An 11,958-nucleotide genomic window follows, 5' to 3' on the forward strand; every position below is an offset into this window, starting at 1 on the left:
CAGCGATGGTCGATCACCTGGTCGCCGAGATTATCGGCATTAACATCAAACTGCTTGCCTGCCACGCGCGGTTGGAAGTCTCCACCGACAGCGAAGCGCTGCACGACCTGCGCACCAACGTCCGCCGCCTGCGCAGTGTCTTGCGAACGCTGCGCGGTCTGCCAGGGCTGGATCAAGTAGAAGGGGCGGCGAAGGAGGTCGGTGCGCTGACCACGCCGTTGCGCGACATGCAGGTACTGGCGGCGTTCCTCGAGGAACAGGGTCTGCCCCAGGCCGCGGCCAAGCGCGATCAATACCTGAAAACCGCGTGCCCGAAAGTGGCCAGTTCGGCGGAGCTCAATCGGCTGTTCGGCGTGCTGGACCAATTGCCAGCCCTGCTGCGCACCCAGGAACGCCACGGCCTGCTCGATAAATTGCGCCAGCGCATCGAAAAGCGCCTGGACAAACAGTGGAAGCAACTGCGCGAAGCCATGGGCGACCCTGCCCACGACCGCCATCGCCTGCGCCTGTTGATCAAGCGTGTGCGTTACGCCGGTGAGGCTTACCCTGAACTCAGTCATCAGCCGAAGAACATGGAGCGCCGGTTGAAAGCGGCCCAGGGCGCCCTGGGCGACTGGCACGATCACCTGCAATGGCTGGAGCAGGCGCGGCATCAGGCCGATCTTTCGCCTTGCGTGGCCGGGTGGGAATTGGGCATTCATCGTGCCGAGCAAAAGTCTGACCAGGTGCTGGAACGCTTGTACAAGGCTTGCTTTGGTAAGCATTCCTCGCGCTAAGGGCCCTTGCGCAGGATTGTCCAGCGCAGCCTTTTAACCGTCTGGTCCGCAGGATTGGCGTTTATAAACCCTGTCCTGCGGCGGCTGCCTCGCTACCATTTGCACATCCCGCCTGCCACCCTGGAACGTCCATGAAATTCTCCGAGCTGCTCGACGCCGTCCGCACCCGTCCCGAATCCGTCAGCATCCCCGCCTCATGGGCCCAGGGGCGTGCCTGCTTCGGCGGGCTGATGGCCGCTTTGATGTATGAAGCGATGCGCGCGAAGGTCTCTGCCGAGCGGCCGGTGCGGTCGCTGGCGATCTGTTTTGTGGCCCCGCCGGCCATCGACACGCCGATCTCGTTTGACGTGGAGATCCTCCGCGAGGGCAAGGCCGTTAGCCAGGTGTTGGGGCGGGCGATGCAGAACGGCGAGGTCATGACCCTGATTCAGGGCAGCTTCGGCGCCCCCCGCGAGTCGATGATTTCGGTGCAGGCCGAGCCAGCGCCGGTGTTCACACCGGTGGACGAGATCCAGCCGTTTCCGTTTGTGTCAGGGGTGATGCCGGAATACCTGCGCTTTATTGACCTGCGCTGGGCGCTGGGTGGCCTGCCGTTTTCCAATACGCCGTCCGGTGCGATTGGCGGTTACGCGCGGTTGCGTGACGTGGAAGAGGAACCCTTGACCGAAGCGCACCTGCTGGCACTGGTCGACACCTGGCCGCCTGCGGTGCTGCCGCACCTGAACAAGCCGGCACCGGGGAGCTCGTTGACGTGGACAATCGAGTTTGTGCAGCCGTTGCCCGCCATGACCACCCATGACTGGACGCAGTACCGAGCGGTGATCGAGCATGCCCGCGATGGCTACGGTCATACCGCGGCGGCGTTGTGGACGCCGAAAGGGGAGTTGGTGGCGATCAGTCGCCAGACGGTGACGGTTTTCGGCTGATCAGTCGTGCATGCCGCGAGTTTAGTGACACGTGCTCACCTGATGCATTTATGAACCTGTCAAACGCCTGAGGCCTCATTGGCCTCGGGCTTTGATGGCTTGGGCAGCGACCAGACCCAGCACGCCGATGGCGGCGGAGGTCAGGCTGCCGTTGAACGCGCCGTCGAGCAGCAACAGCCCGGAGACGATGGCCAGCGGAAACGCCAGGGACGACAGCACGACATGGGACGGCAGGCCTTCCTTGCGCGATGGGTGGAAGAATTCGCCGATGTGAAGATCCGTAATGAACTTGGGCATGACGCTTACCTCGGTGAAACATGAACAAGAAGTGTTTTCGATTGAGGTGAGAATAGGCCCGCAGTTTTACTTCGGCGAATCGAGGATTGCTATCAGCCTGATAGGCAGCATGCCTCTGAGTAATCGCAGCCGCGCGAGGCAATCAGCCCTGTAATTTCAGCTGTCCGATGGCGGTGTTCACGGCGCCCGCCAGTGTCGCCAGCTCATCGCTGGTGCCGGCCGAGTCCACGGTCTGCCGGACGGTGCGCTCGGTCACGTCGCGGATGCTCACCACGGCGCGGTTCATTTCTTCGGCCACCTGGCTCTGTTGTTGCGCGGCCACCGCAATCTGAGTGTTGCTCTCGCGCATCTGCGCCACCGCTTCAGTGATCGCCGTCAGCGCCTGACCCGCTTCCCGCGCGCGCTGCACGCAGTCGTCGGCCTTGTGCGAGCTTTCCTGCATGAAATCCACCGCATCGCGGGTGCCCGCCTGCAGGGTGCAGACCATGGTGGTGATCTCGTCGGTGGACGTCTGCACCCGACGCGCCAGATGCCGCACCTCATCGGCCACCACCGCGAAGCCGCGTCCCATCTCGCCAGCGCGGGCCGCTTCGATGGCGGCGTTGAGGGCGAGCAGGTTGGTCTGTTCGGCGATGCTGTGAATCACGCTCACCACGCCGTTGATTTTCTGACTGTCCTCGGCCAGCCGCTGGATCATCCCGGCCGTCTGTTGCACCCCGCTGGACAGCCCGGCGATGGACGCCTCGACCCGATCAACCACGGCTTTGCCGGTGCCCGCGAGCTTATCAGCGTTCCGGGATTGATCACGGGTGGCACCGGCGTGTTGAGCGATGTGGTGGACGGTGGCGGTCATTTCATTGATGGCCGTTGCCACTTGGTCGGTCTCGCTCTGCTGGCCGAGCATGCCCTGGCGCACCTCGCTCATGCCCGACGCCAGTTGGCCCGCGCCTGCATCCAGGCGGGCGGCGGAGTGGGCCACGGTGGTGACGATGCGTTGATAACCGGCCTGCATGGCGTTGAAGGCCTTGGCCATCTGCCCGACTTCATCTTCACCGGCGAGTGGCACGCGCGCCGAGAGGTCGCCGCTGCGTTCAACATGCAGCATTACGTCTTTGAGGGTGTTGAGGTGGGTCAGCAGAAAGCGGATCAGCAGTTGCGACGCGCCGAGCATGGCGAGCATCAGAATGAACACCGCGACCGCGTACTGGACAAAACGCTCGCCCACCAGTTGCAGCAGGTGTGGCGCAGCGGCGAGCACAGCGATGCGTTGATCACCGCGCTGGATGACATAGGCGCCGATCAGAGGCGTACCGTCTGTGTCGGCCTTCAGGTCGGCCCAGCCGGTGACCGTGCTCAGGGAGGGCACGGGCTGACCGTTGAACACCGGCACCTGTCCCGCTGGATACGTCAAACGGTGGGCCGCCGCTGGCAGTGGTTGCCCGGCGGGCCAGGCGCTCAACAACTGCGCTTCGGCCTGCGCGGCGGCCCTGGCGTCGTTGGCGCGGGTTTGTTGTTCCAGCTGCAGGGCGTAAAGGACCAGCAACAGCGTGGTGAAAAACGCAACGGCGTTGACCGCCCAGAACTTGTATTTCAGCGAAACATTGCTCAGCCAGCGGGCCATGGTGGAAGTCTTCTGTGGGTGCACGAGATAAGGCAAGGTGCCATCATTTTGTGCCCTTTGAAGACGCGAAGCGTTGATCTGGGTCAATGGGTGTTTATGGGATGACACGTCAGACGGCGCGCCTGCAACTTCGACCTGCGAACATGCCGGCGCCTGTTGTTGCGACTGTTGCGACTGTTACGACGCTTGAGTGGCAGCTTCCACCACCGGCAACGCAAAAAACGCCCGTGCGCAATCAGTGGTGTGGGCCGCGACATCCTCTGGGCTCTCGCCTCGATGCAGCGCCACTTCGCGAAGAACCTCGGGCAGATAGGCCGGTTCGTTGCGGCCGTTCTTCGGCTTGGGGCGCAAGGTGCGGGGCAGCAGGTAGGGCGCGTCGCTTTCCAGCATCAGGCGGCCGCGCGGAATTTCGCGGACCAGCGGGTGCAAGTGCGTGCCCCTGCGTTCGTCGCAGATCCAGCCGGTGATGCCGATGTGCAGATCCAGGTCCAGATAGTTGAACAGCGCGCGTTTTTCCCCGGTGAAGCAATGCACCACCGCCGCCGGGAGCTGGTCGCGGTAGTCCCGCAAAATGGCGAGCAGGCGCTCGTCGGCGTCGCGCTCATGGAGAAACACCGGCAGCTGCAACTCGACAGCCAAAGCCAGATGCACTTCCAGGACCTTTTCCTGCTGTGGGCGAGGGGAGAAGTCGCGATTGAAATCCAGCCCGCATTCACCCACGGCGCAGACCGTCTTTTCACGCAACAGGGCCCTGAGCTGGTTTTCGGTTTCGCCCGTCCAGGCGCTTGCCGAGTGCGGATGAATGCCGGCAGTGCTGAACAATCGCTCGGCGCTTTCATCAAGCTGGCGCGACAACACAAGGGCGTTTTCGCTGCCCTCGACATCGGTGCCGGTGAGGATCAACTGACCGACGCCGGCGGCGTACGCGCGCTCCACCACCTCGCGTTCGCGGGCGGCGAAGCTGGGGTTGGTCAAGTTGACGCCAATGTCTATTAGTTGCATGGTGCTACCTCAGGCCAGAGGCCGAGAAGAATAACAGAGCGATTGAAGCGATAAAAAACAAGCAGGCTCAACTGCTTGGAATACCCGAACCCTGTGATCCCGTTTTGTTGACGCACGCCGCGATGCACGCCGCGAGCCGGTCAGCTGCGCGACGCAGACTTCAAGCCCGTCTTTTTCGGCCTTTCGTCGGAGCGTCAATGATCCGAGCGTCCCTGTTTTCCCTGATGTGCGTCATGGCCGTGCCCGGCCATGCGTCACCGCGACCCGCCGGCCCGCCCGTGGTGATCAAGAAGAATCAGGTGCGCGACCTGCCGGCAATCCGCAGCGGCAAAGTCCTGCGGGTGCTGGTCAATCAGAGCCGTAACAGCTCCGCTGAAGTTCAGGGTGAGCCCGTGGGGGTCGAGTGCCGTCGCTTGCAGGCGTTCGAAACCTACCTCAACAGACATGCCCGCGACGGTCAGAAAATCTCCCTCAAACTCATTCCCAAAGCCAAGGACCAATTGCTTGCCGCGCTGCAGCGGGGCGAAGGTGACATGGTTGCGCCGGGCGAACTGCTCGACGCCAGCGCCGCGCATTACGTAGACGCGTCTGAACCGGTGGTGGCCCAGGTGCCGCTGGTGGTGGTCGGCGTCAAGGGTGAGCGCGGGCTCCGACACCCGGAACAACTCTCCGGCCGCACACTGATGCTGACCAGCGGCAGCGCCGCCGATGAAGCCATTCTTCAGCTCAACCAGAAACTGGCCCTGCGCAAATTGCCGCCGGTGAAGATCGAGTGGGTCGACCCGAGCCTGGCGGTGGAAGACGTGCTGGAAATGGTCCAGGCCGGGGTTTATCACCTGACCGTGGTCGAGCAACCGATCGCCGAGCGCTGGGCCAAAGTGATGCCGAAGCTGCGCATCGACCGCGCTGCGGCCTTGAGCGATCCGGGCGACATGAACTGGTTTGTGCGCAAGGACGCCGTGGTGTTGCGCGGCGCCGTTGACCGTTTCCTGCAAACCTACGAACCGCCGCGCAATCAGGACGCTGCCTTCCAGACCGCCTACAAGGACCGCTACCAGATCCACAATCCGCTGGCCCGCGAAGACCGTCAGCGCCTGGAAAAACTCCGCCCCACGCTGCAACTGCATGCCGACAAACAGAAGATGGACTGGCTGGACCTCGCCGCCGTGGCGTTCAAGGAATCTTCCCTCAACCCGGTTGCCAAGGGTGGCAGCGGCGCCACGGGCCTGCTGCAGATTACGCCGTCGGCCGCCCAGCGCGTCGGCGTCGACAATATTCATGACCTCGACGGCAACGTGCAGGCGGCGAGCAAATACATGGCGCTGCTGCGGCGCAAGTTTTTCGCCAGCCCGAAAATCAACGAGCGCGAGCGCATGGCCTTCACCCTGGCCGCCTACAACCTCGGACCGGAGCGGGTGCAAGCCATGCGCGCGGAAGCGAAGCGCCAGGGGCTTAACCCGAACCAGTGGTTTTTTCAGGTCGAGCGTGTGGCGATGGAGCAGGGCGGCAAGAACGTCGTGAGTTACGTCAACAGCGTCAACAAGTACTACCTGGCATTTGATCAGGCCCGCAGTTCACTGGAGCGTCCGGCCACGCGCTGAACAATCTAATGATTCGATAGATATGGCGAGTTTTTTGTGATTATCATATTTATAGAGCCGATTATGATGGCGCCATTCTCACACCCCTCGGAATGCCCGCCATGAATGCTCAACTCAAATCGATCTTCAACACCCACGCCGGTTTCGGCATCACCGGTCTGCGGATCCTTATCGGCATCATCCTCATGGCCCACGGCAGCCAGAAGCTGTTCGGCCTGTTCGGCGGCTATGGCCTTGAAGGCACCGGCCAGTACATGGCGAGCCTGGGCCTGAACCCTGGCTACCTAATGGCGTTGATGTCCGGCAGCGCAGAATTCTTCGGGGGTCTGGCGCTGTTCCTTGGCCTGCTGGCACGGCCTGCGGCGTTGGTGGTGATCGTGATGTTGGTGGTGGCGATCCTCACGGTGCACATTCACAACGGCTTGTTCATGGCCAACAACGGTTACGAGTTTGGCTTGGCGCTGATTGCCGGCGCTGTGGCGGTGCTCTTCGAAGGCGCCGGCCGCCTGTCCCTGGATCGATTGATCGCACGTCGCTGATTCCCCGGCCAGCTTCCTGGCAACCCAATCCCGGCCTCTCGCGACGCCGGGATTTTTTTTGCGTTCGGTTCAGCCAACAAACGACAGGAGCCGCTGATTGACAATGCCCACGCCGCTTCTCTAGGATGCCGTTCATGCGCCGATTTAAACAGCTACTTGCGGGGCGCCGGGTGACGGTCAATCGTCATCGAAATTCCGCTAAAGCGCTGGTTCGGTGTTGCCTCTCACCGCTGCCCAGCGGATCAATGAGGCAGAGAAAACGACACTATGAGCAGTCATTCCCACCCGCGTCCCCTCGTTCGTCTGGCGCCCATCGCCAGCCAGTTCAATCGTCGCAATCCTCAAATCCTTCTGGGCGGTGCCCATCAGCCGACGCTGCTGCGTTACCTCGACGGCTGGCCGCGTCGCCAGGGCGGCCCCCACGCTTTCCTCATTCAATTCATCGAAACCCACGACGCCCTCGAGCGCTTCAGCAACGATCAGTTTGATCTGGCGGTCATCCAGGCGCCCACGGCCGAGCGCGCGGAGGCGGTGATTCACCAGCTGATCCGCGTCGCCCGCCAGGGTCTGATCACCCGCTGCTGATCACCCGACGCTGACGGCTCGCCGCTTGGGCTGCAGCGGTAGATCGGGATGGCGCACAGTGAAGCGGGCACGCACACCATTGGCGTGACGGCACTGAGCGATCAGGGCGCTGCGCAGGGTCCAGTCGGTGTTGATGATGTAGAAATTCTGAATGAAGCTGTTCTCGTCCGTCGATTCGAACCACTGATCGATCTTCCGGCTCAGGTCACTGGGTGCGTGCAGCGGCAGCGAATACTTGGCGCACTGGATGGCGGTCAGGCTGAACTCGGGTTTGTACTCCACCGCGACTTCGTTGATGAACGCCTTCAGGGTGTTGGTGTTGAACAGGTTCGCCCCGGGCCAGCGTTGCTTGACCCCGGGCCACAGCAGCTCGTCACCCGAATTCCGGTTGTAGGCCAGCACCACGTTCTTGCCCGGGTGATCGTTCCAGATGTCTTCCAGGGTGAGTTGGCGCAGGGTGCGCGGCACTGTCCTTGTGCCCAGGGTTGAGGTGAGCAGGCCCTGAAATTCCCGATGGGTCAGTTCGGTGAAATCCTTGAACTGGTGGAAATCCAGAACAACGATTTCACGCGCCGGGGAGCCGTTCTGCTCCAGTTCTTCAAAAAAGCCCTGGACGCACGCCAGAATATCCCCGGCGACCGTGCGCCCCGACGAGGTCAGGTGAAACAGCTGAAAACGCCGCGGGTCACCCTTTTCGTACTTTGAATAAAACGCCACGCGCAGATCCAGCGCGCGCACCCCTTGGCGCAGTTGTTCCAGGGGCGCGACGTCCTGGGCCATTTCCTGAGGTACGGCGAAATTGGGGGACAGCTTGTCACTGCCGGAATTGTGGGCGCCGGGCAGGATGAGTTGGTCGATGCGCAAGCGGCCGAGTTCAGCCGTTTGCGCCATCCAGTCGACATGGGGCGGGCGGGATGCAGCGGATGAGTTGAGGGGCATACAGTCATTCCTTGACGTGTGATGGAGCTCCGCGGGCGGAGCGGGGTGAGCGGTCATTCGCTCGGAAAGTCCTTTTCTGGAGTGTGGCCGTCGCGTCTCCGACGTCAACCAAGGCAGTTCTTCAGGTCTGTTACCCGATGTGAACGGCGGCGTGTGCTTATCTGACTTTCAGGACCACGCGGCCGCGCACCGGGTGCTCGTCGAGGTGGTTGTGGGCCTTGCCGAACTGCTCGAACGGCCAGGTGCGGTGAATGTCCGGCTTGAGCAGGCCTTTGGCGGTCAGTTCGTTGATGGCGTCCAGTGCCCGTTGCAGTGCAGGGCCGTTCTGCTCGATGCCCAGCTCCGGCTTGCCGGTGAAATTTTCCAGGCAGTGCACGTGGAAGCGCATGTTCTTGCGAAACGCCTGCTGCGCCGGGAAGGGTGTCTTGTTGCCGCCGCGCAGGCCGTACAGCACCAGGTTGCCGCGGGGCGCCAACACGTCGCCGAGCATCGACATCTGCATGCCGCCCAGTCCGTCGAACACTGCTTCGATGCCGTGGCCGTGGGTCATGGACTCGATGCGCAGGCAGATGTCGTCCTCGTCGGTGACGATCACCCGATGGGCGCCGTTCGCCAGCAGGTATACACGGTCCTCCGCGTGGGGCGTCGCGGCAATGACCCGCAGCCCCAACGTTTTGCCCAACTGCACGAAGGCAATTCCGGGGCTGTAGGTCGCGTCGGTGACCAGAACGGTCTGGCCGGGTTGCACGTTGGCCAGCTCGACGAAGGCAAACCAGGCCAGCAGCATCGGCGTGTAGTGAACGCTGGCTTGCACCGGTGTCAGTGCGTCCGGGTATCGGGTCAGCGCGTTGCGCGGCACCATCACGTGGTCGCCATACACCGGGTGCTGGTTGGCGCTCATGGCTTTGAAGCTTGCCACTTTGTCGCCCACCTTCAGGTCGGTCACCCCAGCGCCCACGGCTTCGACGACGCCGGCCATTTCGCTGCCCAGCCCCGCTGGCAGTTGCACCGGTGCCAGTGACAGGTTCTGCCGCCACAACACGTCGTCCCAGCTGATGCCGATGGCTTCGGCACGCACCAACACTTCCTGTGGGCCGGGGGACCGGTCAGGCTGCTCCTCGCAACAGAGCACATCGGCTTTGCCGAAGCGATGAAATTTGATGGCCCGTGACATTGTCGACCTCGATGCCTGTCGTTGAGTGTTGCGACGACTGTATCGATGGGGGCAACGGGGCACTATTTCTGTCGGTCGATAGCCGACATGCCTGCTATCAATTCGCGTTGGGGACGTCGCTGGCGTGAGCGCTTATTTGCCCCAGGCGCGCAACGCGTGCTCGACGAACTGCCGCACCTTGGGCAGGCGGTAGCGGTCCTGGGGGTACATCAGCCACAGCGTGCGGCTGGGCGGCTGGTAATCCTGCAGCAACGGCACGAGCTTTCCGCTGGCCAGGTCCTCGCTGATGAGCACGTCAGGCAGCATCGACACGCCCATCCCGGCGAGCACGGCCTGGCGCAGCGCCGGCGTGCTGTTGACGATCATCGAGCCCGACACCGGCACTCCCATCACGCCGTCGGGGCCGGTCAGGCGCCACAGTTTTTCGGCGGCACGCCAGTCGTCACCGGCCGGGTAGGCGAACGCCAGGCAATCGTGGTCGCGCAGGTCGTCGGCGGTTTTCGGGGTACCCCGACGTTTCAAGTAGGCGGGGGCCGCGCAGATGGTCAGGGTGTAGTCCTGCAGTGGCCGGGCGATCAACGCCGATGATTCCGGGGTGCCGAGGCGGATGGCGGCGTCGAAGCCGTGCTCGATCAGGTCCATGGTCTGATTGCTGAGCACCACCTCGACCTTGATCTCGGGGTAGCGTTGAACGAAATCGCTGAGCAGCGGCGCCAGGCGTTCGGCGCCGAAGGCCGGCGGGGCGGTGACGCGCAAGGTGCCGCTGGGCTCTGTCTGCGCCTGTTCGGCCATGCGCTCGGAGTCGTTGACCAGCCCCAGCACTTCGACGCAACGCCGGTAGTATTCCAGGCCAAATTCAGTGAGGTTTTGCCGGCGCGTGGTGCGCTGCAAGAGGCTCACACCCAAGCGCTGCTCCAGGGCTTTGAGGTGGTTGCCGACCATGGTCGTCGACATTTCGCACTGGCGCGCGGCCGCGGTCATGCTGCCGCCTTCCACCACTTTGACGAACACCGTCATCGCCAGAAACACGTCCATTATCAAGTCCTGCTTTAAAGTCACTGAAGGATGGCGATCTTTATACATCAGAACGGGCTAACGATACTGGCCTCACTTACCCGTGATGGAGCCACCGACATGACCGCCGCCTGCCTGATGAACACCTACAAACCGATGCCCTTGAGCTTCATTCGTGGCGAAGGCGCGCGGCTGTGGGATGACAGCGGCCGTCAGTACCTGGACGCTGTCGCGGGTGTCGCCGTGACCAACGTCGGTCACAGCCATCCGCAGATTGTCGCGGCGATCAGCGAGCAGGCCGGGCTGCTCTTGCACACGTCCAACCATTACCGCATCGACTGGCAGCAGAAGCTGGCGCAGCGTCTGACCCGGCTGTCGGGACTGGAGCAGGTGTTTTTCAACAATTCCGGCGCCGAGGCCAACGAGACCGCGCTCAAGCTGGCGCGTTTGTATGGCTGGGCCAAAGGTATCGAGCACCCGCTGGTGCTGGTGATGGACAACGCCTTTCACGGCCGCACCCTCGGCACGTTGTCGGCCAGTGACAACGGCGCCGCGCGGCTGGGTTATCAGCCGATGTCGGGGGCGTTCGTGAAGGTGGGTTTCGGTGACATCGTCGCGGTTAAACAGGCGACGGCGGCGTATGGCGAGCGCATTGTCGCCGTGCTGGTCGAGCCGATTCAGGGGGAGGGTGGCGTGGCGTTACCGCCGCCGGGGTATCTGAAGGCGCTGCGCGATCATTGCACGCAGAATGGCTGGCTGATGATGCTGGATGAGATTCAGACCGGCATCGGCCGGACGGGTCGCTGGTTTGCGTTTCAGCATGAAGGGATCATGCCCGATGTCATGACGCTGGCGAAGGCGTTGGGCAATGGCATTCCGATTGGTTCGTGTCTGGCGACGACGGCGGTGGCGCGGTTGTTCACGCCGGGCAGTCATGGCAGTACGTTTGGCGGTAATCCGTTGGCGTGCCGGGTGGGTTGTACGGTGTTGGATATCGTTGAGGGGGAGGGGCTTTTGCGTAATGCGGCGGTGCAGGGTGAGCGGTTGTTGGCGGGCTTGCGCGTTGCGCTGGCGGGGCACCCTGATGTGGCGCAGGTGCGGGGGATGGGGTTGATGATCGGGGTTGAGTTGACGCGGCCGATTCGGGATGTGTGTCTGGTGGCGGCGCGGGAGTATGGGGTGTTGATCAACGTGACGCGGGGGCAGACGATTCGGTTGTTGCCGCCGTTGGTGGTCGATGGGGATGAGGTGGACCGGATTGTGGCAGGCGTCGTCGGCGCCCTGACAGGGGACTGACTCTGAAAGGGGACTCTGAAAGGGGACTGATTTATTTACAGCGCTTCATCGTAAATTAATCTGTCCCCGGTTTTAGAACTGCGGCGGGGCTCATGAAGACCAAGGGCGTCTGCCTGGGGGCAGACTGTTTCGCCTTCGGCGAGTTACTTGGAAAAGCACCCCAAGTAACCAAGGGTGCTTGCTCCTGG

The 11,958-nt window shown here is 62.8% G+C and carries 12 protein-coding genes; 6 read left to right on the plus strand and 6 right to left on the minus strand.

The window, feature by feature from the left end; translation table 11 throughout:
• Positions 1 to 5 precede the first annotated feature (5 nt).
• Both BBI10_RS01900 and BBI10_RS01905 read left to right on the plus strand, forming a co-directional pair.
• Positions 6 to 776, plus strand: a complete 771-nt coding sequence (locus BBI10_RS01900) for a CHAD domain-containing protein (RefSeq protein ID WP_065986338.1) — start codon at positions 6 to 8, stop codon at positions 774 to 776.
• Between the two features lie 131 nt (positions 777 to 907).
• Complete coding sequence (locus BBI10_RS01905) at positions 908 to 1,702, plus strand: acyl-CoA thioesterase (protein ID WP_065986323.1); 795 nt, start codon at positions 908 to 910, stop codon at positions 1,700 to 1,702.
• 75 nt (positions 1,703 to 1,777) lie between these two features.
• On the opposite strand, the gene BBI10_RS01910 is transcribed toward BBI10_RS01905, so the two are convergent.
• The 3 genes from BBI10_RS01910 to BBI10_RS01920 form a co-directional block, all read right to left on the minus strand.
• Positions 1,778 to 1,999, minus strand: a complete 222-nt coding sequence (locus BBI10_RS01910; RefSeq protein ID WP_065986324.1) for a hypothetical protein — start codon at positions 1,997 to 1,999, stop codon at positions 1,778 to 1,780.
• A gap of 142 nt (positions 2,000 to 2,141) precedes the next feature.
• Positions 2,142 to 3,620: a methyl-accepting chemotaxis protein gene (locus BBI10_RS01915; RefSeq protein ID WP_065986325.1), complete on the minus strand. Its 1,479-nt coding sequence runs from the start codon at positions 3,618 to 3,620 to the stop codon at positions 2,142 to 2,144.
• A gap of 177 nt (positions 3,621 to 3,797) precedes the next feature.
• Positions 3,798 to 4,622, minus strand: coding sequence for a TatD family hydrolase (locus tag BBI10_RS01920; protein WP_065986326.1), 825 nt, complete (start codon positions 4,620 to 4,622; stop codon positions 3,798 to 3,800).
• A 197-nt stretch (positions 4,623 to 4,819) separates the two neighbouring features.
• Between BBI10_RS01920 and BBI10_RS01925 the strand changes: the two genes are divergently transcribed.
• From BBI10_RS01925 to BBI10_RS01935, 3 genes are all read left to right on the plus strand, one after another.
• Positions 4,820 to 6,223, plus strand: a complete 1,404-nt coding sequence (locus tag BBI10_RS01925; protein WP_065986327.1) for a transglycosylase SLT domain-containing protein — start codon at positions 4,820 to 4,822, stop codon at positions 6,221 to 6,223.
• A gap of 101 nt (positions 6,224 to 6,324) precedes the next feature.
• Positions 6,325 to 6,762 carry a DoxX family protein gene (locus tag BBI10_RS01930; RefSeq protein WP_065986328.1) on the plus strand — a complete coding sequence of 146 codons (438 nt, stop codon included), beginning with the start codon at positions 6,325 to 6,327 and terminating at the stop codon, positions 6,760 to 6,762.
• Between the two features lie 267 nt (positions 6,763 to 7,029).
• Positions 7,030 to 7,347, plus strand: coding sequence for a hypothetical protein (locus tag BBI10_RS01935; RefSeq protein WP_065986329.1), 318 nt, complete (start codon positions 7,030 to 7,032; stop codon positions 7,345 to 7,347).
• On the opposite strand, the gene BBI10_RS01940 is transcribed toward BBI10_RS01935, so the two are convergent.
• The 3 genes from BBI10_RS01940 to BBI10_RS01950 form a co-directional block, all read right to left on the minus strand.
• A complete protein-coding gene (locus tag BBI10_RS01940; protein WP_065986330.1) occupies positions 7,348 to 8,286 on the minus strand; it encodes a hypothetical protein in 939 nt (312 codons plus the stop codon).
• A 157-nt stretch (positions 8,287 to 8,443) separates the two neighbouring features.
• The gene (locus BBI10_RS01945; RefSeq protein WP_065986331.1) at positions 8,444 to 9,460 is read right to left on the minus strand and encodes a zinc-dependent alcohol dehydrogenase family protein; all 1,017 of its coding nucleotides are present in this window, start codon (positions 9,458 to 9,460) and stop codon (positions 8,444 to 8,446) included.
• A 132-nt stretch (positions 9,461 to 9,592) separates the two neighbouring features.
• Complete coding sequence (locus tag BBI10_RS01950; protein WP_065986332.1) at positions 9,593 to 10,495, minus strand: LysR family transcriptional regulator; 903 nt, start codon at positions 10,493 to 10,495, stop codon at positions 9,593 to 9,595.
• 99 nt (positions 10,496 to 10,594) lie between these two features.
• On the opposite strand from BBI10_RS01950, the gene BBI10_RS01955 reads away from it, so the two are divergent.
• Positions 10,595 to 11,770 (plus strand): aspartate aminotransferase family protein, encoded by a 1,176-nt coding sequence (locus BBI10_RS01955; RefSeq protein WP_065986333.1) that lies wholly within the window; start codon positions 10,595 to 10,597, stop codon positions 11,768 to 11,770.
• Positions 11,771 to 11,958: the final 188 nt, after the last annotated feature.

The sequence above is a fragment of the Pseudomonas graminis genome (genome assembly GCF_001705435.1).
GTDB lineage: Bacteria > Pseudomonadota > Gammaproteobacteria > Pseudomonadales > Pseudomonadaceae > Aquipseudomonas > Aquipseudomonas graminis_B.